Below are 21,833 nucleotides of genomic sequence, written 5' to 3' on the forward strand. Positions count from 1 at the left end.
GTGAGGCTGGGGCGGGCGCCGCCGGCGCGGAACGTGAACAGGACGGCGGCGCAGGCGCTGAGGGCCACCGCGGTGGGGGGCAGGACCGCGAGGCGCACCAGCTGTTGCCGTATGTGGATCTCGGGCAGCGAGGGGACGGCTCGGGTGGCCGATCGCCCGTGCCGCCCGCCCTCACGGCGGTCTGCGCGTGCGGCCGGTGCGCGAAGGTGAGACATCAGCGTCCTCGTACTGGTCCGTCTGGGGCGTGGGGGTGCCGCGTCCGGGCGACTTGGGCATGCGCCCTCGCGTGTCGGTCGCGAGAGTCGAAGAATTCGGCACTGCGTCGTCCGACGGCAACTCACAGTAGTCGCCAACGCGTCATGTGCGGTGCGCAGTTGACAAATACCTCCGCAATGCGTCCCGCTCTGGTATGAGGCTTCGTGCGACAGTCCGATAATTCTTCGGACGCTTGTTCCTGTCGGATTCCTTCCGCGCTCGAATTCCGATCAGAGCTGGCCAGAAAAGGTCGAGAACAGACGTCGAGGGCCGGGGAGCAATTCGCTCCCCGGCCCTCGACGTCAATCCAAAAATCACCCTGTCGGGAGAATTCTCGACCCGTTCACGCTGCCGGTCACCACCGCGACGACTCTGTCCACGCCCCCTGGGGGAGGCCGGGTGTCAGCTCTCCGCCACCAGGTCCAGCCGATCCCCCACGGGCGGCCAGGCGGACCAGCCGCCGACCGGCTGCTGGGACACGGCACGCCACCACGGATTCACCGGCGGTGTGCTCTTCGGCTCGAACGGCTCCCCCGGCTGCGGCGCGGCCATCGTGACCCCCGCAGCGTGCGTGGCCCACATCATGCGCTCGCCCGGCTCCGCCCAGGCGTGCATCGCCAGGTTGAACGTCGCCCAGTGGATCGGCATCATCACGCCGCTGGGCTCGCCGCCCTGCAGGTCGAGGTGGGTCTGCAGCCCCTCGTCGGGAGTCATGTGAATGTCGGGCCAGAACTCCGAATAGGCGCCGACCTGGATCATGGTGATGTCGAACGGGCCGTGCTCGGCGCCGATGTCCTTGAAACCCCCGAAGTACCCGGTGTCGCCGCTGTGGTAGATCCGGTGCTCGTCACCGGCGACGACCCAGGAGGCCCACAGCGTGTGCTGGGTGTTGCGCAGGCCCCGGCCGCAGAAGTGCCGGGCGGGGGTGGCGGTCAGGGTGAGGCCGCCGATCTTCGTCGCCTCGTGCCAGTCGAGCTCGCGGATCCGGTCCGCGGAGACGCCCCAGTGCTCCAGATGGGCGCCGACACCGAGCGGCACGGCGAAGACCGTGTCCGTACCGGCCAGCTCCTTGATGGAGGGCATGTCCAGGTGGTCGTAATGGTCGTGCGAGATGACGACGACGTCGACCGGTCCGAGCGCGGCCAGCGGCACCGGCACGGGGTGCAGCCGCTTGGGCCCGGCGAAGGGGAACGGGGAGCAGCGCTCGCCCCAGACGGGGTCGAAGAGCACCCGGTGCCCGTCGATCTCGGCGAGCACACTGGAATGGCCCATCCATGTGATCCGCAGCCCGCTCGCCGGGGGCCTGACCAGGTCGGCGAGGGTCGTGGGGTGCACGGGGATCAGCCCCGACGGAGCACGCCGCGCCCTCTCGTCCTTGCGGAAGTAGCTCTTCGCCATCTCCACGGCGGCACCGCCGGAGGGACGGACCTGCGCGCCCTCGGGGTTCACGAAGACCCCGTTCGCGAAGTGCGGGGATCTGCGGATCCGCTCCAGCCGGGCACCGCTCGGGTCCGCGCCGAAGGCGGCGGGCCGCGCTGCGCGCAGCCCCGAGCTGAGAGAACGGGATCCGGAACCGGACACGGCACCTCCTGGTGGATTCGCTCAGGCATCCCATTATGGTCCGCCCCTGTGACAGCGCCGGGTCCGACCCGTCCCCGCACGATGCAATACTGACCAACTATTCAGTAGCTCATTTTGTTCCCGTTGTTCCCGCCGCCCTCGTCCACTCGCGCCCCTTCCTTCCACCTCCCCAGGCCACCCCGAGGAGCCCGATGACCACGCCCCCCTACGTGTCCCTCACCTGGACCGACCACGTCACGGGCCGGCAGGGCTTTCTCGTCGTGGACCGGCTGGTGCGCGGGGTCTCCAGCGGTGGGCTGCGGATGCGGCCGGGCTGCGCGCTCGACGAGGTCGCCGGACTCGCCCGCGGCATGACCATGAAGGAAGCGCTGCACTACGCCCCCGAGGGCCGATACGTCCCGCTGGGCGGCGCCAAGGGCGGTATCGACTGCGACCCCCGGGACCCGCGGGCGTACGGCGTCCTCGTCCGCTACCTGCGCGCGATGCGCCCGTACATCGAGAACTTCTGGACCACCGGCGAGGATCTCGGTCTCTCCCAGGACCTGATGGACCGTGCGGCCGCGGAGGCGGGCCTGGTGTCGACGATCCAAGCGGTGTACCCCCTCCTCGACGACGAGGAGACGGCCCGACGACGCCTCGCGAACGCCTTCGCGGTCCAGGTGGACGGCATCGGCCTCGACGAGCTGGTCGGCGGCTGCGGCGTCGCCGAGTCCGTGCTCACGGCCCTGGACCGGGCCGACGCGCCGTACGCCGGGACGCGGGTCGCCGTGCAGGGCCTGGGCACCATGGGTGGGGCCACCGCCCGCTTCCTCGCCCGCGCCGGCCTGACGGTCGTGGCCGTGGCCGACATCAAGGGCACCATCACGAACCCGGCGGGGCTGGACGTCGAGGCGCTGCTCACCGCCCGCGACCCGCACGGCACGGTCGACCGCTCCGCACTCCGCCCCGACGACCACGAAGCACCCGCCGATGCCTGGCTCACGGCCGAAGCCGACGTACTGGTCCCCGCGGCCGTCTCCTACGCGATCGACACCACCAACCAGCACCACGTCACCGCTCGGCTGATCGTCGAGGCGGCCAACATGCCCGTCCTCCCGGCGGCCGAGGAACTGCTCGCCGCACGCGGGGTCGTCGTCCTGCCCGACGTCGTGGTGAACTCCGGGACGAACGCCTGGTGGTGGTGGACGCTGTTCGGCGACATCGGTCCCACCGCCGACGAGGCGTTCACCCACACCCGCCGCTCCATGCGCGCCCTCGTCGACCTGATGCTCACCCGAGCCGAGACCGACGACACGACTCCCCGCGCCGCCGCCCACGCCATCGCCGCCGACCGGGTCCCGGCGATCACGGACCGATTCGGCATGCACCGCTGACGGGCGGCCGGGGGATCCGGGCCGCGGACGGCCGACACCCCCCGGCGGTCACCGGCCGTCCCCGAGGTGGCTCGAACCCTGCGGCGGCTGTGCGTGGGCCTCGGTAGGGTTGCCGCGTGGGCAGGGTGCGGTTGAGTGTGGCCGAGCGGCGTGCGGAGCTGCTCCGAGCCGCCATCGAGCAGATCGAGGAGCGGGGCGTCGCGGCGGTACGGATCGCCGACGTGGCCGCCGTCCTCGGGGTGAGCAACGCCCTGGTGCTCTACCACTTCTCGACCAAGGAAAGACTGGTGGCCGAGGCGTTCCGGTACGCCGCCGAGGGCGACCTCGCCCACCTCCGCAAACTGCTGGGCCGCCGCACCACGGCACTGCGCCGACTTCGCGCGGCCGTCCGCTGGTACGCCCCGACCGGCCAGGCCAAGGGCTGGCGCCTGTGGATCGAGGGCTGGGCGGCCGCCCTCCGCGAACCCGCACTCCGCGAGGTCACCCGCGACCTGGACAGACAGTGGAAGGCCGCACTCACCGAGGTCATCGAAGCCGGCGTGACGGCCGACGAGTTCCACTGCCCGGACCCCGCGGCGACGGCCCTCCGCCTCACCGCCCTGCTGGACGGTCTCGCCGTACAGATGACGACCTACGACGGAGCCGTCTCCCGCACCCGGGCCCAGAACTGGGCCGACGAGGCCCTGGCCCACGAACTGGGCCTGACCCGCGACCACCTCACAGCGGCGACCCGCTGAACAAACCGCCGTCAACCGAGCAGGGCCACGCCACGACGGCGAGAAGCCGCCCGACTGCGGACGAGGCCCCGCCGGGGCGTGGCAGCCCGTCGTGCATGAGGCGGCCCGGAGAGCGGCTCCCCACCCACCAACTCCCGGCGCCCCAAAGAGGCGCGGGGAACTGCGCGAGCAACCACACAGCACCCGCACCCGCCCGCCCCGCGGCACCCCCCACTGCAAGCAGGCACCCACCGCACCGGGTGGGCCCGGCCGCCCCAAAGCCCGGAGCCGGGCACTCCGAACCGGCCGACCGCCGGAGGCAGTCCGGTCAGGCCTCTCAGGCCACCGCCCCGATCCACGTCCTGATGTCGTCCGGCGACAACTGCCCCTTCGCCGACACGTGATCCCCGGACGACTCCCCCCGCAGCCGCCGCCCGATCCACGGCACCAGATACTCCCGCGCCCAGTGGATGTTGTCGCGGCGCATCTCGAGCGTGCCGCGCGGCGGCAGCGGAGGCCACGGCTGATCGGGGTCGGCCGGAATGTCCACGCCCAGCACCTGCCCCGCCCGCAGGGCGACCCGCGTGTGCCCCTCCGGCGACAGGTGCAGCCGGTCGAGGTCCCAGGCCCGCCGGTCCTGGACCGTCTTCAGGGACCACAGGTCCAGCACGGGACACCCGTACCGGTCGGCGATGGCCCGCACATGCAGGTTGTACGTGGCGATCTTGCCCCGCATGTGCCTCAGCACCGGGACATCACGGGTGTCGAACCCGGTGGTCACCATGACCGTGCCGACGGCCGAAGTGAGCCTGGACACCGCCCGCTCGAACCTCTCGGCGACCTCGTCGGGATCGGTGCCCGGCCGGATGATGTCGTTGCCGCCCGCACAGAAGGAGATCAGGTCGGGCGCGAGCTCCAGAGCCCTCGGCACCTGGTCCGCCACGATCTGGTCGAGGAGCTTCCCCCGCACAGCCAGGTTGGTGTAACCGAAATCGCCCTCGGGCACCCGGTCCGCGAGAAGCACCGCGAACCGGTCGGCCCAGCCGACGAACCGCCCGTCGGGCCCGGGATCGCCGACGCCCTCGGTGAAGCTGTCCCCCAGCGCCACGTACGACCCGATCATTGATCTGCTGTCATTCTTCGAATCGTCTGCCACATCGGCCCATGATTCACCTTCCGCTGTGACCTACGCGACCGTAATAAGGGGTTGACGGTCGGTGAGATAGGCCACGGGTCAGGTTTTGGTCAATCCGGAATACACCGGGCCGGGCCGGCGGCACCCCGCCGCCCCGATCCTCTCCCGACGCTCCCGGTCCGGCCGACCGCTCAGTGCCGACCACTCAACCTCCACACCCGGAAGTCCTCGATCCGGAAGTGACTCCAGGTGGTGCGGAAGGCGAAATGCCCACGCGTGTACGGCGCGGGATCGACGTGGTCGAAGACGAGCCGCCCGTTGTTCCACCACTGGACCTTCGAGCCGTCGGAGACGATCCGGACGCGGTTCGGCTCGTTCGCGACGAGCAGCGGCTCGGTGTAGTCGTAGATCAGCGGCCGCACACCCGCCTCACCGACGTACCGACGCAACCGCGTGGTCGTGTTCGTGTTGGCGCCGTACCCGACGTAGTACGTCTTCAGATGGTCGTACTCGGCGAGCGCGCCCCCACGCGGAGTGGCGAAAAGATCATCGGGAGACCTCACATCGACGGCGTTCCAGAAGTTGTTGAGGTCGGAGACCCGGTCGTTGACCCCGCCCGCGGAGACCGGCGTGGCCGTGTACTCGACGACGTACGGCCCTGCCAGCTTCCGCTTGAACCAGATCGTGGCTCCGGCGGGCACGTCGACCTCCAGCACCCCGCGCGAGGCCGTGACCGACCCGCCCCTCTCCAGTTCCAAGGCCCACTGCCCGAGCCCGTGCCGGAAGTCGTCGGCGGCGATCAGCCGGCCACGGCGACCGCGTCGGCTCGCGGACGCCGTCCCCGCCGGGACGAACACCGCGAGGGCGGCACCGGCGGCGCCGGCGGCAAGGGTCCCGAAGGCTCTGCGAGTGGTCATGACGCTCCTTCTTTGACATCCGCCCGCTCTTGAAAGAGGAGGATTCCAGCCGATGTGGGCCGAGGTTCACGGACACTCGACCGCGGAGTGGGCGGCGTTGTCCCTCCGGCCACCGGCTGTTCGCCGGGGGCGAGCTTTTCGCCGGGGGCGAGGAGCCCCACCCTGTCCTGCCGCGACGCCGGTTGCCGCGTCGGTGTCCCCGTTGCAGGTGAAGCCGCAGGAGGAACAGACGAACCCGGCCTGGCTCTTGAGCGGGTCGAGGCCGCTCGGGTCGACGGCGTACAGCCGTCTCGGGCCACCGTCCACCGACACGTGGATCTGCGTGGGCACGGTGACCGACGCGACGTCGAACAGGGCACGGACGCCGCCGCCGGTGAACCTGAAGCGCGCAGCCGGGAGCCGGAGCTGACGGTGGCGGCGGCATCGGCGGTGCGGCTCCCGTGGCCCTCGAAGACGAGCCGCCGGTCATCGGGACGCACCACACCCGGCTCACCGGAGGCGGGAGCAGGCGGAGCGACCCCGGCCAGAGGCCCCACGGGCACCGCAGCACTCACGAGGGCGCGGCTCTTGACGGCAGTGCGCCGGTCGACGCCGGACACGGAGACCTCCGAAGACGTGGAAAGCGCTTACGGAGATCACTGTGTCCGCTCATTCGCACGCCTGTCGAGACTTTGATCAGCCATGCCACAAGACCGCAATACGGTGATCGCGAATCGCCACGGGCCGTGGCGAGGGCAGCCGATACGGAAGAAGGCCGACCCTCCGGGAACGCCGAAGGCCGACCCCCCGGATCGCGGGGGCCGGCCTTCGGTGCGGTCGGGCGGCTGCGCCTCAGACGCTGACGCCCTTCGAGCGAAGGTAGGCCAGCGGGTCGATGTCCGAGCCGTAGTTGGGGGTGGTGCGGATCTCGAAGTGGAGGTGCGGCCCGGTGACGTTGCCGGTCGCGCCGGAGAGCCCGATCTGCTGGCCGCCGCTCACGGACTGTCCCGCGGAGACGGAGATCGAGGACAGGTGGGCGTACTGGGCGTAGTAGCCGTCGGCGAGCTTGATGACGACCTGGTTGCCGTACGCGCCGCCCCAGCCGGCGGAGACGACGGTGCCCGCGCCCACGGACTTGAGGGTGGTCCCGGTGGGGGCCACGAAGTCGACGCCCGTGTGGTAGCCGCTGGACCACATGCTGCCGGCGGTCTTGTACGCGGTGCCGACGGTGGCGCCCTGGATGGGCAGGCTGAAGCCGGAGCTGCTGGACGACGAGGACTGGCCGCTCGACGTGGAGGTCGACGCCTGGGTGTCCTTCGACTCCTGCTTCGCGGAGTCGGCGGACTTCGACGACTGGGAGGACTCGGCGGCCGTCGAGGACTGCGACAGCTGCGGCTTCGACGACTGCGAGGTACCGCCCGACGCGGCCTGCCCGCCGATCGACAGCTTCAGCCCCGGGTGGATCAGCGACGGGTCGGAGCCGATCCTGACGCGGTTGTCCGAGTAGAGCTGCTTCCAGCCCCCCTCGACGTCCTGCTCGTCCGCGATCTTCGAGAGGTAGTCGCCGACCTTCACCGAGTAGGTCTTGGTCGCCGCCTTCTTGGTGGCGGTCTTCTCCGCCTGCGCGGCCTTCTCGGCCTGCTCGATCCGTGCGCCCGCCTCGGCCGCGGCCTTCTCGGCGGCGATCGTGGCCGCCTTCTCGGACACACCGGAAACGGCGGCCGTCGGGGTCGCGGCGTGGGCGCCGGCTGCTCCGATCAACGGCAGCGCGAGCGCCGCGCCACCGGTCCCGGCGGCGGCGATCGAGCGGGTGAAACGCTGGGACTTCGGACGGCGGTGCTTACCCTTCGCGGGCATGGCGAATTCCTCTCCGGCGCCTGCGAGGTGAGCTGTCGGGTGCGGACTGGAGATGTCCGGCCGTGCTTGCGCACGGCTTTACCCCTAGCCTTTCCGGAGACCGGAACAGGCGGTACTACCTGTGGGTCCCCCGCTCCTGCCGTGGATCAGGTCGGTACGCGGCTCCGGTCGGCGGCAGGATTGGGCGTCCGTCCGGATTGACGCCGAACGTAAGCGACTTGTGCCCACAGAGACAACCATTGGGACTTCCTGTGCGTCTTCCTCCCTGATCCTTACATCAATTCACGATTACACTCCGTAAAAGACCGGACCTGAATATTCCCCAACGCCCTGTAAGCACATAAGAATTACGTGAACATGACGACAGCGGAACGTCACGAATATGACGCTGCTCACGCACCTACGTGCCAGTAGGCCTTATTACAGGGCTAGTTGGAATTACGGCTGCATTTCGGACAGATCACTCAAGTACGACGCAGGCGGATAACCGTCGCATCAAGGTCACCGCGCAGCCCCGTCCGCAATCCGTGATGCAACAGCACGGCACCTCGATGCATTTCGCCCGTTTCGCGGCACTCGTACGTTTCCGTCGGGTCGAGTCCGCGCAGCCGGAGCGGGGCCTGCGGCTCGCCGTACTGCTGGGCCTGGAGCCAGGCGAGGACGACGACCTCGTCGCCGTGGACGTACTGCACGGCACTCAGTCCGCCCGTCGGCGGGCGCAGCCGGTAGAGGTCGCCACGCTGCACGACCGGCCGGATCTCCTTGTACAGGCCGACCCATTTCCCTGCCTCGGCCAGCTCCTCCTCGGTCCACTCCGTGAGGTCGCCGCCGACGCCGAGCACACCCGCCATGGCACTGACGAAGCGGAACCGCAGCGAGCTGACCCGGCCGTTGAGCTGGTTGTTCGGGCTGTCGGTGACCCACGCGGCCATGGTCCGGGCCGGGTGGATCTGGCTGAAGCCGTGCTGGATGGCGAGCCGGTCGAGCGGATCGGTGTTGTCGGACGTCCACACCTGGTCCGTCCGTGCCATCACCCCGAGGTCGATCCGGCCGCCGCCGCCCGAGCACGACTCGAACGCCACTCCCGGGTGCGCGGCCCGCAGCCGGTCCAGCAGCGCGTAGAAGGCATGGACGTGCTCGACCCACAGCTTCTGCGGGTACGGCTCTCCGGGCCAGCCGGCATCCGTGAAGCAGCGGTTGAAGTCCCACTTCACATAGTCGATCGGCGCGCTGGACAACAGCGCGTCCAGCCGCTCCCAGAGGTACTCCTGGACGTCCTCGCGCGCGAGGTTGAGTACGAGCTGATTACGCAGCTCCGTCCGCTTTCGTCCCGGTTGGAACTGTGCCCATTCGGGGTGCGCCCGGTACAGCTCGCTGTCCGGGTTGACCATCTCGGGCTCGACCCAGATACCGAACTGCATCCCGAGGGCGTGCACATAGTCGGCGAGCGGCTCCAGCCCCTTCGGGAAGCGGTCCGGATTGGGTGTCCAGTCGCCGAGGCCTGCCCGGTCGCTCGTACGCGCCCCGAACCAGCCGTCGTCCACGACGAACAGCTCGACCCCGATGGCCGCCGCCCGCCGCGCGAGCGTCTCCTGCTGTTCCTCGGAGATGTCGAACTCGGTGGCCTCCCAGGAGTTGAAGAGCACCGGCCGGTCCTGGTCCGCGTCCGGGATGATGTACGTCCGCTGGTACGCGTGCCAGGCGCGGCTCGCCCCGCCGAGGCCGCCGTCGCACCACAGGCCGGCGAAGACGGGCGTGGTGAACGTCTCCCCCGTGTCCAGCCGCAGCAGTCCGGACTCGTCGTATCCGGCGCCGCCGGTGATCTGCACGCGCGCGTCCGCGAGTTGGGCCACCGCGATCCGCCAGGATCCCGACCAGCCGAGGGCGCAGCCGTAGACCTCGCCGCGCTCCTCGGTGGCGTCGGTGTCGAGGGCGACCCAGGGCAGGTGCTGGTGCCCGGTGTGCCCGCGTCGGCTGCCGATGACCTTCTCGCCATAGGTGAGGTCCCCGCGCACGAGCCGGGACTCGGCCGCCCACCGCCCGTGCAACTGGGACAGCCGCCAGGTCTCCTCCGCGCGCGACGGCAGCGTCCAGGTCGCCGAGTCGGCCCGCAGCAGCTCCACCGCCGGTCCGTCGTTGACCAGGGTCACCCAGCGCTCGATCACGTCCTCGCGCAACCGGTAGTGCAGCGTGATCCCGAGTCCGTCGTCGGTGAACCGCAGCCGCAGCTCGTCGCCGTCGGCCTCGTACTCCCGGAAGGCCCACTCGGTGCCGCGCCGCTCCTGCGTGCGCACGGAGAGGGCGGGACGGGTGAAACGGGGGCCGCCCTCGACGGGGTACTCCTCGTGTCCGTCGACCGGCGCCTCGAACGGCCAGTACGGCAGCTCCTGCCGGGCGGCCAGTTCCTCGGCGTCGGCGAGCGCGATCCGGGGACCCCAGTGCAGGTGCAGCAGTTCGTCGTTGTCCGTGAGCCGCAGGGCATAGCTGCTTCTGGGCCCGGTGAGAAGCCAGGTCCGGCCGTCTGCGCCGATTTCCAACATCAAGACCCCACAGATTCGAACAGGTGTAATCGAGCCTCAACATCATCGCAGGTCGCTCCGGGTACTCGACGGCGCCTGTGGACAACGTCCACCACGCCTTCCTCGGCGCCTGTGGACAGGTACGGGCGAGCCCCCGCCACAGCCCCTGTGGACAACTCATTGGCGTACGCACCCATGTCGTATGGTCGAGTGCGCGCCTCGGTGTCGAGTGCGCGCCCGTCGACGATCGCGCCGACGGCCGGATGGGAGGAGCCCCAGTGACGCAGCAGATCCCGTCGACCGAACCCGAGCTGACCGGAGTGCGCAACTTCCGCGATGTGGGCGGTCTGCCGACGGTGGACGGCCGTCGGGTGCGTCACGGGGTCCTGTTCCGCAGCGGCCACCTCGCGCACGCGACCGACGAGGACGCCGCGTTCCTGACCTCCCTGGGCCTGCACACGGTCTTCGACTTCCGCAACGCGGCCGATCTCAAGCTGGAGGGCCCGGACGTCTCGCTGCCCGGCGTGCTCAATGTGAACCTGCCGCTGAGCGACCCGGCGGACGGCGCCGAGTTCTGGAAGATGGTCCGGGACGGCGATCTGGACCAGCTGCGCGCGCTGTTGGGCGACGGCAAGGCGGCTAGCCGGATGATCGCCTCCTACCGCACGATGATCAAGTACCGCACGGCCGAGCACTCCCGTGTGCTGCACGCACTGGCCGAGGACAGCGTGCCCGCGCTGATGCACTGCGCGGCGGGCAAGGACCGCGCGGGCCTCTCCATCGCCGTCACGCTCCTCGCCCTGGGCGTCGAGCGCGAGGCCGTCGTCACCGACTACCTGGAGTCGAACGCCAAGCACCGCCGTTACAAGGTGCACCGCAGCAGCACCTCCGCGAGCGCCTGGTCCCCGGAGATCATGGAGCTGCTGAGCCCGCTCTTCGACGCCCGCGCCGAGTACATCCAGGCGGCCTTCGACACCCTGGAGGCGACCTGGGGCGATGTCGACTCGTATCTGGAGCAGGGCCTGAAGGTGACCCCGCAGACCCGGGAGCGGCTGCGCGAGCGCCTGCTCGACTAGTGCCGCGGCACCAGGACGACGCCGGCCCGACCGGAGAGAGCCGACCGCATGAGGGATGCGGCTACTGCTCGGCGCCCAGCTCGAACAGCAGGTAGATGAAGGCCGCGAAGACGTGGCCTACCGCGATGTAGATGATGAGCCGCACCCACAGAGCGCGGGGGAACTTCTCTTCCAGGTCGGTCATGGAGTCTCTCCGGGGGTGATCGGCCCGAGGCACAGCGCGGCGGTCGGGCTCTGCAGAAGGGTGTGGACGAACAGGAGGTCGGCGCCGTCCTGGTCGGCGGCGGCGATGCGGTGCGGGGTCAGCGAGTCGAAGTGCGCGCTGTCCCCGGGCGCGAGCTGGTGCGCGGTGTCCCCGAGGCGCAGCCGCAGCCGTCCCTTCAGGACGTAGAGCCACTCCTCGCCGGGATGCACCCGCACGATGTCGCCCTGCGAGCCGTGCGGCACATGGACGCGCAAAGCCTGCATCCCGCGCCCGGAAACGCCCGCCTGCCAGTACGTCCAGCCGCCGGCCCGAGTGGGCTCCATGTCGGGCGCGTGCAGCACGGCGTCCCGCTCGGCGACCCTCTCGCCGAGCAGCTCCGAGACCGTCGTACCGTAGACGCGGGCCAGCGCGAGCAGCATCGGCAGCGAGGGCTGACGCTGCCCGGTCTCCAGCCGGGAGAGGTGTGCGGGCGAGAGCGCGGCGGCGCGGGCAGCGGCCTCCAGAGTGAGGGAGGCCCGGTGGCGCAGGGCCCGCAACTGCGGGGCGACGGCGGGCAGCGCCGCACCCGGCGGTGGCTCGGGAGGGTTCGTACCCTCGGAGGGGCTCATGCCCTCCATTCAGCCCGACTTTTGCCTCTGCGGCAATTTCCTTGCCGCAGAGGCAAAATCCTTGCGACCCGCCGAAGTCACGCACCCGTCGGGCCCCGGCAGGGCTCCTGACGCGCCCCTCTATCGGTTGGCCACCGCCTGCTTCACCAGTGTCCTGCCGAAGTCCCACATCAGTCCGCCCCCGCTGTGCGCGTCGTCCATCACGTCGGTGAAGGCCTCGACGAACCGGTCCACCTCCCGCTCCCCGATGACCAGCGGCGGGATCAGCTTGATCACCTCCAGATGGTCGCCGGAGACCTGGGTGAGGATCCGGTGCCGTTGCAGCAGCGGTACGACGACCATCTGCGCGAACAGTCCCTTGCGGGCCGCCTGGAGCATCGTCCAACGGCTGCGCAGCTTCAACGACTTGGGCCTGCCGAACTCGATGCCGATCATCAGCCCCCTGCCGCGTACGTCGCTGAGCAGCTCGTACTTGTCGACCAGTGCCGCGAGCCGGGCTTTCAGCGACTCCCCCGTGGCCCGGGCGCCCGCCACGATCCGCTCGTTCTCCATGACCGAGAGGACGGCGAGCCCGGCGGCCATGGCCTGGGCGTTGGAGCCGAAGCTCGCCGAGTGGACGAGGACGCGGTCCATGGACGAGTAGACCTTCTTGAAGATCCACTCCTTGCCGAGGGTCGCGCCGACCGGGACATAGCCTCCGGAGAGCGCCTTCGCCACGCACACCAGATCCGGTTCGACCCCGTCCTCGTGGTGGTAGGCGTAGAAGTCCCCGGTCCGCCCGAGCCCGGTCTGCACCTCGTCGACGATCAGCAGCGCCTTGTGCCGGTGCAGCACCTCCTGGGCGGCGCGCAGATAGCCGGGCGGCGCCTCGTGCACGCCCTTGCCCTGGATGGGCTCGACGACGAGGGCGGCGACATCGCCCTTCTTCAACTCCCTCGCCAACGCGTCGAGATCACCGAGCGGTACGGCCGTGTCGGGCAGCAGCGGCGCAAAGCCGTCCCGGAAGCCGTCCTCGCCGTTCACGGAGAGCGAGCCGGTGGTCAGCCCGTGGAAGGCGTGGTCGCAGTACAGGACGCGAGGTCTGCCGGTGGCGTACCGGGCGAACTTCAGCGCCGTCTCGACGGCCTCCGTGCCGCTGTTGCCGAAGAACACCCGGTCCAGGTGCGGACTGTGGGCGAGCAGCTTCTCGGCGAGCAGCCCGGGCAGTGGCTGGCAGTCGAAGCGGGTCAGGTCGGCGAGCTGCGCGTCGAGCACGTCGTGCAGCGCCTTGCGGACCACGGGGTGGTGGCGGCCGAGCCCCATCACCCCGAACCCGGCGAGCATGTCCAGGTACTCGTTGCCGTCCGCGTCCCAGAAGTACGCGCCCTCGGCCCGCTCGTAGACCTTGTCGAAGCCGATGGTGCGCAGCATGCGCGGGAGTTGGTGGTTGAGGTGCCGGGCGTGGAGTTCGTAGCGCTCGGCGCCGCGCTCGGCCAGGAGGCTGCCGAGGTCGAACTCCTCCGTACCGGCGGCGGGTTCCGCGGTGGTCATTTACGGTTTCTCCTCGGAAGGCTCGGCTTGGGACAGGTCGCCCTTCGCGAGTTCGCCCTTGACGGCCAGACACGCGCTGATCCGCCCGGCGATCTCGACCGGCGTCAGGCCGATGTCCGCCAGCACCTCCCCGCGCTTGGCGTGGGGGAGGAACTGCTCGGGAATCCCGAACCGTCGTACGGGTACGTCGACGTCGGCGTCCCCCAACGCCAGCGCGACCGCCGAACCGACCCCGGCCGCCCGGCTGTTGTCCTCCACGACTGCCACGAGCCGGTGTTCGTCGGCGAGCCACGGCAGCGCCGGATCGACCGGCTTGACCCAGCGCGGGTCGACGACGGTGCAGCCGATCCCTCGCGCCTCCAGCAGCTCGGCGGCCTGCAGGCACACCGACGCCATGACGCCGACGGCGACCAGCAGCACGGCCGGACGGTCCGCGGACGGGGAGCGGTGCAGGACGTCCATGCCGCCCACCCGTTCCAGGGAGGGGATCAAAGGGCCCACCGACTCCTTCGGGAACCGGATCAGTGTGGGGGCGTCGTCCACGGCGACGGCCTCCCGCAACTGCGTCCGCAGCTGCTCGGCGTCGCGCGGCGCGGCGATCCGCAGCCCCGGTACGACCTGGAGGATCGACATGTCCCACATACCGTTGTGCGACGCGCCGTCGACACCCGTCACGCCGGCCCGGTCCAGGACGAAGGTGACCCCGCACCGGTGCAGCGCCACGTCCATCAACAACTGGTCGAAGGCGCGGTTGAGGAAGGTCGCGTAGACGGCCACCACCGGATGCAGCCCGCCCGTCGCGAGCCCCGCCGCCGACACCGCCGCGTGCTGCTCGGCGATCCCGACGTCCCACACCCGGTCGGGGAATTTCTCGGCGAACCTGCCGAGCCCAACCGGGTGCAGCATGGCCGCCGTGATCGCCACGACGTCCTCGCGTTCGTCGCCGATGCGGACGATCTCGTCACCGAAGACCGACGTCCAGGACGGTCCGCCGGCAGGAGTGAGCGGCTCGCACGTCAGCGGGTCCATCACGCCGACCGTGTGGAAGTGGTCCTCCTCGTTGGCGAGCGCGGGCTCGTACCCGCGGCCCTTCTGCGTCAGACAGTGGACGAGGACCGGCCCGTGGAAGCGCTTGGCGCGGCGCAGCGCCGACTCGACCGCCTTCGTGTCATGCCCGTCGATCGGGCCGACGTACTTCAGGCCCAGGTCCTCGAACATGCCCTGCGGCGCGAACGCGTCCTTGAAGCCCTTCTTGGCCCCGTGCAGCGCCTCGTACACCTCCTTGCCGACGACCGGGGTGCGCAGCAGGACCTCCTTTCCCCAGGCGAGGAACTGTTCGTAGCCGTCGGTGGTGCGCAGGGTCGCGAGGTGGTTGGCGAGGCCACCGATGGTCGGGGAGTACGAGCGCTCGTTGTCGTTGACGACGATGATCAGCGGCCGGTCCTTGGCGGCCGCGATGTTGTTGAGCGCCTCCCAGGCCATGCCGCCGGTCAGCGCGCCGTCGCCGATGACCGCGACCACATGGCCCTCCTCCCCCCGCACCTGGCGGGCCTTGGCGAGGCCGTCCGCCCAGCCGAGGGCGGTGGAGGCGTGGCTGTTCTCGACGATGTCGTGCTCGGACTCCTCGCGCGAGGGGTAGCCGGAGAGGCCGCCCTTGCCCCGCAGTTTGGAGAAGTCCTGACGCCCGGTCAGAAGCTTGTGCACATAACTCTGGTGACCGGTGTCCCAGACGATGCGGTCGACGGGTGACTCGAAGACCCGGTGGAGTGCGATGGAGAGTTCCACCACCCCCAGGTTCGGCCCCAGGTGACCACCGGTCCTGGCGACCGCGTGCACCAGGAACTCCCGGATTTCTTCGGCCAGTTCACCGAGTTCCGCCTCGGTCAGCGCCTTCAGGTCGCGCGGTTGCCGGATGCTCTCCAGAATCGTCACGTCGGGCCCCCTCTCGATCCGTGCTCTCTCAGCCCGTGTTGTCAGCTCACGGTGACCGCCGGCTCCCCCGACGCGACGCCGTCCCGCTCCATCTGCTCGGCGATCTTCATCGCCTCGTCGATGAGGGTCTCCACGATCTTCGACTCGGGCACGGTCTTGATGACCTCGCCCTTCACGAAGATCTGCCCCTTGCCGTTACCGGAGGCGACCCCCAGGTCCGCCTCCCGTGCCTCTCCGGGTCCGTTGACGACACAGCCCATGACGGCCACCCGCAACGGCACCTCCATGCCCTCCAGACCGGCGCTCACCTCGTCCGCCAGCCGGTACACATCGACCTGCGCCCGGCCGCACGAGGGGCACGAGACGATCTCCAGCCGCCGCTGCCGCAGGTTCAGCGACTCCAGGATCTGGATGCCGACCTTGATCTCCTCGACCGGCGGAGCGCTCAGCGACACCCGGATCGTGTCGCCGATCCCCTCGCTGAGCAGCGCCCCGAAGGCGACGGCGGACTTGATCGTGCCCTGGAACGCCGGACCGGCCTCGGTGACCCCCAGATGCAACGGGTAGTCGCACTGGGCCGCCAGCTGCCGGTACGCCTCGATCATCACGACCGGGTCGTTGTGCTTGACCGAGATCTTGATGTCCCGAAAGTCGTGCTCCTCGAACAGCGACGCCTCCCACAGCGCGGACTCCACCAGCGCCTCGGGCGTCGCCCTGCCGTACTTCCGCAGGAGCCGCTTGTCGAGAGAACCGGCGTTGACCCCGATCCGGATCGGGGTCCCGTGCTCGTTGGCCGCCCGCGCGATCTCCTTGACCTTGTCGTCGAACTGCTTGATGTTGCCGGGGTTCACCCGCACCGCCGCGCAACCGGCCTCGATCGCCGCGAACACGTACTTCGGCTGGAAGTGGATGTCCGCGATCACCGGGATCTGCGACTTTCGGGCGATGGTGGCGAGGGCGTCCGCGTCGTCCTGCGTGGGGCAGGCGACGCGGACGATCTGGCAGCCGGACGCGGTGAGTTCCGCGATCTGCTGCAGGGTGGCGCCGATGTCCGACGTACGGGTCGTCGTCATCGACTGCACCGACACCGGGGCCCCGCCCCCCACCGCCACCGACCCGACCTGGATGCCTCGCGACACGCGCCGCTCGGCGATCGGCCGGACCGGTACGTCGGGAACGCCCAGGGAGACGGCGGTCATGGCGTCACCCGTTGTTTCCGGAGACCGTCTCGCGCAGGGCGCGCAACGACTCCTTCAGCGACCCCATGGTGGCGAGGACGGCGGTCGGCTCGTAGCCGCAGTGCGCCATGCAGTTGGCGCAGCGCGGGTCCTTGCCCCGGCCGTACGCGTCCCAGTCGGTGTCCTCGATCAGCTCCCGGTACGTCGTGACGTACCCGTCGCTCATCAGGTAGCAGGGCTTCTGCCAGCCGAAGAGCGAGTAGTTGGGGATCGCCCACGCCGTGCACGGGAAGTCGACCTTGCCCTCCAGGAAGTCGAGGAACAGGGGCGAGTGGTTGAGCCGCCAGCGCCGCCGGTTGCCGCCCGCGAAGGCCTTCTTGAACAGTTCACGGGTCTGTTCGACGCCGAGGAAGTGCTCCTGGTCGGGAGCCTTCTCGTAGGCGTAGGCGGGCGAGATCATCATCTCGTCGACCTTCAGGTCGTCGTTGAGGAAGTTGAGGACCTCGATGATGGTCTGCGGGGTGTCGGTGTTGAAGAAGGTCGAGTTGGTGGTCACCCGGAAGCCGCGCCTCTTGGCCTCCTTGATGGCGGCCACGGCCTCGTCGAACACCCCTTCCTTCGCCACCGACTCGTCGTGCCGCTCCCGCAGCCCGTCGATGTGCACGGCGAAGGCGAAGTACGGCGAGGGCTTGAACTTCTCCATCTTCTTGCGCAGCAGCATCGCGTTGGTGCACAGGAAGACGTACTTCCTCTTCGCCACCAGCTGCCGCACGATCTCGTCGATCTGAGGGTGCATCAGGGGCTCGCCGCCGGCGATCGACACCATCGGCGCCCCGGACTCCAGGACGGCGCCCACGGCCTGCGCCACCGGCATGCGCTGCTTGAGCACTCCCGCCGGATGCTGGATCTTGCCGCAGCCCTCGCACTTCAGATTGCAGGCGTAGAGCGGTTCCAGCTCGACGATCAGCGGGAACTTGTCCCGCTTGCGGAGCTTCTGTTCGGCGAGATACGTCGCCACCTTGATGGACTGGCGGAGCGGCATGGCCATCTGGCTCACCTCCTGGGGAGCAGCAAGGAACGGTGCCATTCGTAATAAGCGGGAAGGACGGCACGAAGGACGCGGAAGGCTGATATTCCACCGCGTACCGTGCCGATCCGGACCAGCTCATGCTCTGGAGCGTCCACGACCACCCGGACGGCCGCAACCGGGCGTGCGCCGGATCTCACGGCGCAGTGGAGCGTGACGGCGGACTCCATGTCGACCGCGAGTGCGCCGGTCGCGTACAGGTCGGACCGTTCCTGGCCGCGTACGACGTGGTCGGATCCGGTGAGCGGGCCGGTGTGGACCTTGCGCCCCGGCACGGCCCGCACCAGCTCCTTGACCAGAAGTTCGGTGCCCACACAGGGCGTGACGGCGCCGTCGGGGCCCCGCGTCTCCTCGGCGACGACCAGATCACCGGGGTGCATGCCCGGGGCGAGTCCGGCGCAGAACCCGGTGGCCAGTACGGCCGCGTCGCGCAGCCCCGGGTCGGTGAGCAGCCGGGTGACGGACCGCTCGGCGGCCCTCGGCCCCATGCCGGTGCGCAGTACGGTGACCGGGCCCCCTGCGCCGCCCCGGTCGCCGCTGCGCAGGGCGAGCTGCTCGATGCCGAGCGCGCAGGCGATCAGCAGCGGGGCCGGGGCGGCGGGCGGGTTCATCAGCTCCCCTTGGCTTTCGAGACGGCCGGGGCTTTCAGGACGGTCGGCTCGCCGTTGACGTACCGGCCGAGTGCGGTGAGCGGGAAGACCTGGCGGTAGAGGTGGTAGTTGATCGAGAAGTCCCAGGGGAAACCGGTCCCGGTGAAGTACGGCTCGTCCCAGGACCCGTCCTCCCGCTGCGTGCGGGCCAGCCAATCGACGCCGCGCTCGGTGGCCTTGGCGTCCCGCTCCCCCGCCGCCAGCAGCGCGAGCAGCGCCCACGCCGTCTGGGAAGCGGTGGAGGCGCCCCTGCCGCCCCACTCGGCGGCGTCGCGGTAGGAGCGCAGGTCCTCGCCCCAGCCGCCGTCGGCGTTCTGCACGGTCTCCAGCCAGGCCACGGCCCGGCGGATCGCGGGGTGCGCGGCGGGCAGCCCGGCGGTCACGAGGGCGGGGACCACCGACCCGGTGCCGTAGACGTAGTTGACGCCCCAGCGGCCGAACCACGCGCCGTTCGACTCCTGTTCGGCCAGCAGCCATTCGATGCCGCGCCGGGTGCGCGGATCGTGGGACAGTCCCTCGACCGCGAGCATCTCCACCACATGCGCGGTGACGTCGGCGGACGGCGGGTCGATGACCTCGCCGAAGTCGCAGAACGGCAGGCGGTTGGGGAACGGGCTGGTGTTGTCGGCGTCGAAGGCGCCCCACGCCCCGTTCCGGGACTGCATGCCGACGGTCCAGCGCACCCCTCGCCGGACGGCCTTCTCCACCCGCTCCGGGTCGGGGTGCTTGACGCGGCGCAGTGCGAGGACGACCTCGGCGGTGTCGTCGATGTCGGGGTAGTTGTCGTTGTGGAACTCGAAGGCCCAGCCTCCCGGCGGCAGTTGGGGCCGCTTCACCGACCAGTCGCCGGGGCGGACGATCTCCTCGCCGAGCATCCAGTCGGCGGCCTTCACGAGTTGGGGATGGTCGGCCGGCAGGCCCGCGTCGGCGAGCGCGATGGCGGCCAGGCAGGTGTCCCACACCGGGGACTGGCACGCCTCGATCATCCGGGCCCCGTCCTGGCGCCACACGGCGAACCGGTCGAGGGACTCCAGTCCGGCCCGCATCACGGGGTGTTGGAGGTCGTAGCCGAGCAGGTGCAGCGCGATGATCGAGTAGACGGCCGGCGGCTGGATGCCGCCCCAGCAGCCGTCGTTCTCCTGCCGCTCGACGATCCAGCGGGCCGCGCTGTTCATCGCCGCCCTGCGCAGCCGCTTCAGCGCCACCTTGTGGTAGCCGTGCAGGACCTTGTCGAGGCGCTGGAAGGCGCCTTCCCAACTTCCCAACGGGTCCAGGGGCCTGGGCGGGTTCGGCCGCCCGGGGTCGGTGTGCAACTCGTCGAGCGGGAACGGCGCGGGCCGCACCGGGCGCTTCGCCGAGACGACGGTCAGCGGCACGATCGTCTGGCGGGCCCAGCATCCGAAGTCGTAGATGTTCAGCGGCATCCACTTGGGGAAGTAGACGATCTCCGGGGGCATCTCCGGCAGGTCGTCCCACTTCCACCAGCCGAACAGCGCCAGCCAGATTCGGGTGAAGACCCGGGCGGCGGCGATCCCGCCCCGCTCGCGGATCCACGCGGAGGCCCGCGCCATGTGCGGCTCGGTCGGGTCGTCCCCGGCCAGCCGCAGCGCGACGTACGCCTCGACGGTGGCGGAGAGTTCGGGCGGGCCGCCGTAGAAGGTGGCCCAGGTGCCGTCCGGGCGCTGCTCGCCTCTGATGAAGAGGGCGGCGGCCCGAGTGGTCTTCTCGTCGCGGATGCCCAGGAACTGACGGAGCAGCAGGTCCTCGGCGTCCATGGTGACGTTGGTCTCCAGGTCGCCCTTCCACCAGCCCTCGGCGTCCTGCCGGGAGAGCAGGAAGTCGGTGGCGCGCCGTACGGCGTGCGCTGCCGCATCCTGGACCCCTGCCGCCACAGGGGTGTCGTGGTCGGTGTCGCTGGCCGAGGGGGCGCGGGGCGGCAGTGCCCCGGTGCTTCCGTCGGTCGTCGCTGTCATGGCTTCCCCTTCGTGCAGTGGACGGATCTCTCTGCGGTGGGTCAGCCGTCGGCCGGTGCGTGTCCGGTGACGGGCACCGGCCGGCGACTACGCGAGGGCTATTCGGCCGATGGCGGTCGGCTCCTGGGGGATGGCGATCATCTCTTCCGTACGACGACGAAGTCGGCGAGCGCCGCGAACTGGTCCCGCACCCGCTCGGGCATCCGGACCGAGTCCAGCGCCTCGATGGCGATCGTGTGCTGGCGGCGCGCCTCGTCGGCGGTCCACTCACGGCCGCCCGCCTCCTCGATGAGGGCGGCGCGCACGGCGAACTCCTCCTCGGAGAAGTTCTCGAAGTCGCTGCTCTTGGCGTCGGCGGCGAGGAGCTCACCGAGCTGCTCGGAGGCCGGACCGCCCGCCGCGAGCGCGGCCACGACCGGTAGGGACTTCTTGCGCTGGCGCAGATCGCTCCAGGTCTGCTTGCCGGTGGAGACCGGGTCGCCCCAGATGCCCAGCAGGTCGTCGACGGCCTGGAAGGCGAGGCCCAGGTGGTAGCCGTACTTCTCCAGCGTGTCGGCGGTGCGGTCGTCCGCGCCGCCGAGGACCGCGCCGATGGAGCAGGCGCAGGCGAGCAGGGCGCCGGTCTTGTTGCCCTCCATCTCCAGGCACTCCTCGACGGTGACCCGCTCGCGGTGCTCGTAGGAGATGTCCTGGGCCTGTCCGTCGATGAGCGCGCGGGTCGCCGTGGTGACGCGGCGGGTGGCGCGGGCCGCCTCGGCGGTGCCCAGTTCGAGGAGGATCTCGTTGGCGAGGACCATCAGGGCGTCGCCGACGAGGATGGCCTGGGCGGGGCCGTGGACCTTCCAGACGGTGTCGCGGTGGCGGCGCTGTTCGTCGCCGTCCATCAGGTCGTCGTGCAGCAGCGAGAAGTTGTGCACCAGTTCCACCGCGACCGCGCCGGGAATGCCGACCTCGGGTGCGGCGCCGGTGACCTCGGCGGACATGACGGCGAGCGCGGGACGTACGGCCTTGCCGCCGTCGCCGTCCGCCGGGTTGCCGTGGGCGTCGATCCAGCCGAAGTGGTAGGCGGCGACGGTGTCCATGGGGGGCGCCAGCCGGTCGACGGCCGCCCGCAGCACGGGTGTGGCCAGGGTCCGCCCGCGCTCCAGGAGCGCGGTCACGTCCACCGCGGTCCTCGCGGCGGCCGTCACGGCCGGGGGCACAGTGGGCACAGTCTCTCCAGATGTCGATGTGTTCGCGGTACCGGAAGTGCGGGAACCGTT

The 21,833-nt window shown here is 70.3% G+C and carries 17 protein-coding genes, 1 pseudogene and 1 riboswitch; of the genes and pseudogenes, 3 read left to right on the plus strand and 15 right to left on the minus strand.

Annotated elements, in window-relative coordinates; genetic code table 11:
- Positions 1-215, minus strand: a pseudogene (locus AWZ10_RS49885) (sensor histidine kinase); the annotation flags it as partial.
- A gap of 442 nt (positions 216-657) precedes the next feature.
- Positions 658-1,836: an MBL fold metallo-hydrolase gene (locus AWZ10_RS01675; RefSeq protein WP_173531646.1), complete on the minus strand. Its 1,179-nt coding sequence runs from the start codon at positions 1,834-1,836 to the stop codon at positions 658-660.
- 191 nt (positions 1,837-2,027) lie between these two features.
- Here AWZ10_RS01675 and AWZ10_RS01680 point away from each other — a divergent pair, with 191 nt between their 5' ends.
- Positions 2,028-3,209 carry a Glu/Leu/Phe/Val dehydrogenase dimerization domain-containing protein gene (locus AWZ10_RS01680; RefSeq protein ID WP_060890266.1) on the plus strand — a complete coding sequence of 394 codons (1,182 nt, stop codon included), beginning with the start codon at positions 2,028-2,030 and terminating at the stop codon, positions 3,207-3,209.
- A gap of 116 nt (positions 3,210-3,325) precedes the next feature.
- Entirely contained in the window at positions 3,326-3,946 is a 621-nt protein-coding gene (locus tag AWZ10_RS01685; RefSeq protein WP_208618431.1) for a TetR/AcrR family transcriptional regulator, read from the plus strand.
- A 316-nt stretch (positions 3,947-4,262) separates the two neighbouring features.
- Here AWZ10_RS01685 and AWZ10_RS01690 read toward each other — a convergent pair whose 3' ends face one another.
- From AWZ10_RS01690 to AWZ10_RS01705, 4 genes are all read right to left on the minus strand, one after another.
- Positions 4,263-5,048 (minus strand): SGNH/GDSL hydrolase family protein, encoded by a 786-nt coding sequence (locus tag AWZ10_RS01690; protein ID WP_046706024.1) that lies wholly within the window; start codon positions 5,046-5,048, stop codon positions 4,263-4,265.
- A gap of 203 nt (positions 5,049-5,251) precedes the next feature.
- Entirely contained in the window at positions 5,252-5,977 is a 726-nt protein-coding gene (locus tag AWZ10_RS01695) for a DUF6250 domain-containing protein (protein WP_046706025.1), read from the minus strand.
- Between the two features lie 831 nt (positions 5,978-6,808).
- Positions 6,809-7,813 carry a LysM peptidoglycan-binding domain-containing M23 family metallopeptidase gene (locus AWZ10_RS01700; RefSeq protein WP_046706026.1) on the minus strand — a complete coding sequence of 335 codons (1,005 nt, stop codon included), beginning with the start codon at positions 7,811-7,813 and terminating at the stop codon, positions 6,809-6,811.
- 4 nt (positions 7,814-7,817) lie between these two features.
- Positions 7,818-7,976: riboswitch (cyclic di-AMP (ydaO/yuaA leader) on the minus strand.
- 301 nt (positions 7,977-8,277) lie between these two features.
- A complete protein-coding gene (locus tag AWZ10_RS01705) occupies positions 8,278-10,353 on the minus strand; it encodes an alpha-galactosidase (protein WP_060890268.1) in 2,076 nt (691 codons plus the stop codon).
- A 257-nt stretch (positions 10,354-10,610) separates the two neighbouring features.
- Here AWZ10_RS01705 and AWZ10_RS01710 point away from each other — a divergent pair, with 257 nt between their 5' ends.
- A complete protein-coding gene (locus AWZ10_RS01710) occupies positions 10,611-11,408 on the plus strand; it encodes a tyrosine-protein phosphatase (RefSeq protein ID WP_046706028.1) in 798 nt (265 codons plus the stop codon).
- A 61-nt stretch (positions 11,409-11,469) separates the two neighbouring features.
- Here the strand turns inward: AWZ10_RS01710 and AWZ10_RS01715 are convergent, their stop codons facing one another.
- From AWZ10_RS01715 to AWZ10_RS01755, 9 genes are all read right to left on the minus strand, one after another.
- Complete coding sequence (locus AWZ10_RS01715; protein WP_046706029.1) at positions 11,470-11,592, minus strand: DUF6126 family protein; 123 nt, start codon at positions 11,590-11,592, stop codon at positions 11,470-11,472.
- On the minus strand, positions 11,589-12,221 hold the full coding sequence (locus tag AWZ10_RS01720) for a helix-turn-helix domain-containing protein (protein ID WP_060890276.1): 633 nt from the start codon (positions 12,219-12,221) through the stop codon (positions 11,589-11,591). The genes AWZ10_RS01715 and AWZ10_RS01720 overlap by 4 nt, the downstream gene beginning before the upstream one ends.
- A gap of 120 nt (positions 12,222-12,341) precedes the next feature.
- Entirely contained in the window at positions 12,342-13,751 is a 1,410-nt protein-coding gene (locus AWZ10_RS01725) for an aspartate aminotransferase family protein (protein ID WP_046706030.1), read from the minus strand.
- Positions 13,752-15,683 carry a 1-deoxy-D-xylulose-5-phosphate synthase gene (dxs, locus tag AWZ10_RS01730; protein WP_060890269.1) on the minus strand — a complete coding sequence of 644 codons (1,932 nt, stop codon included), beginning with the start codon at positions 15,681-15,683 and terminating at the stop codon, positions 13,752-13,754.
- Between the two features lie 41 nt (positions 15,684-15,724).
- The gene (gene ispG, locus AWZ10_RS01735) at positions 15,725-16,882 is read right to left on the minus strand and encodes a flavodoxin-dependent (E)-4-hydroxy-3-methylbut-2-enyl-diphosphate synthase (protein ID WP_060890270.1); all 1,158 of its coding nucleotides are present in this window, start codon (positions 16,880-16,882) and stop codon (positions 15,725-15,727) included.
- Between the two features lie 4 nt (positions 16,883-16,886).
- Positions 16,887-17,909 carry an adenosyl-hopene transferase HpnH gene (gene hpnH, locus AWZ10_RS01740; RefSeq protein ID WP_037704103.1) on the minus strand — a complete coding sequence of 341 codons (1,023 nt, stop codon included), beginning with the start codon at positions 17,907-17,909 and terminating at the stop codon, positions 16,887-16,889.
- A 5-nt stretch (positions 17,910-17,914) separates the two neighbouring features.
- Positions 17,915-18,559: a phosphorylase family protein gene (locus tag AWZ10_RS01745; protein WP_046706033.1), complete on the minus strand. Its 645-nt coding sequence runs from the start codon at positions 18,557-18,559 to the stop codon at positions 17,915-17,917.
- Positions 18,559-20,571 carry a squalene--hopene cyclase gene (shc, locus tag AWZ10_RS01750; RefSeq protein ID WP_060890271.1) on the minus strand — a complete coding sequence of 671 codons (2,013 nt, stop codon included), beginning with the start codon at positions 20,569-20,571 and terminating at the stop codon, positions 18,559-18,561. Before shc ends, AWZ10_RS01745 begins: the two co-directional genes overlap by 1 nt.
- 137 nt (positions 20,572-20,708) lie before the next feature.
- Entirely contained in the window at positions 20,709-21,782 is a 1,074-nt protein-coding gene (locus AWZ10_RS01755) for a polyprenyl synthetase family protein (protein ID WP_234361012.1), read from the minus strand.
- Positions 21,783-21,833 lie beyond the last annotated feature (51 nt).

The organism is Streptomyces europaeiscabiei (assembly GCF_001550375.1).
Taxonomy (GTDB): Bacteria; Actinomycetota; Actinomycetes; order Streptomycetales; family Streptomycetaceae; genus Streptomyces; species Streptomyces europaeiscabiei.

Excerpts from the sequence above, each read along its gene's own strand:
- AWZ10_RS01680 (WP_060890266.1), top strand. The coding sequence starts at position 2,028 with ATGACCACGCCCCCCTACGTGTCCCTCACCTGGACCGACCACGTCACG.
- AWZ10_RS01690 (WP_046706024.1), bottom strand. The coding sequence starts at position 5,048 with ATGATCGGGTCGTACGTGGCGCTGGGGGACAGCTTCACCGAGGGCGTC.
- AWZ10_RS01695 (WP_046706025.1), bottom strand. The coding sequence starts at position 5,977 with ATGACCACTCGCAGAGCCTTCGGGACCCTTGCCGCCGGCGCCGCCGGT.
- AWZ10_RS01700 (WP_046706026.1), bottom strand. The coding sequence starts at position 7,813 with ATGCCCGCGAAGGGTAAGCACCGCCGTCCGAAGTCCCAGCGTTTCACC.
- AWZ10_RS01705 (WP_060890268.1), bottom strand. The coding sequence starts at position 10,353 with ATGTTGGAAATCGGCGCAGACGGCCGGACCTGGCTTCTCACCGGGCCC.
- AWZ10_RS01715 (WP_046706029.1), bottom strand. The coding sequence starts at position 11,592 with ATGACCGACCTGGAAGAGAAGTTCCCCCGCGCTCTGTGGGTGCGGCTC.
- AWZ10_RS01720 (WP_060890276.1), bottom strand. The coding sequence starts at position 12,221 with ATGAGCCCCTCCGAGGGTACGAACCCTCCCGAGCCACCGCCGGGTGCG.
- AWZ10_RS01725 (WP_046706030.1), bottom strand. The coding sequence starts at position 13,751 with ATGACCACCGCGGAACCCGCCGCCGGTACGGAGGAGTTCGACCTCGGC.
- ispG (WP_060890270.1), bottom strand. The coding sequence starts at position 16,882 with ATGACCGCCGTCTCCCTGGGCGTTCCCGACGTACCGGTCCGGCCGATC.
- hpnH (WP_037704103.1), bottom strand. The coding sequence starts at position 17,909 with ATGGCCATGCCGCTCCGCCAGTCCATCAAGGTGGCGACGTATCTCGCC.
- AWZ10_RS01745 (WP_046706033.1), bottom strand. The coding sequence starts at position 18,559 with ATGAACCCGCCCGCCGCCCCGGCCCCGCTGCTGATCGCCTGCGCGCTC.
- shc (WP_060890271.1), bottom strand. The coding sequence starts at position 20,571 with ATGACAGCGACGACCGACGGAAGCACCGGGGCACTGCCGCCCCGCGCC.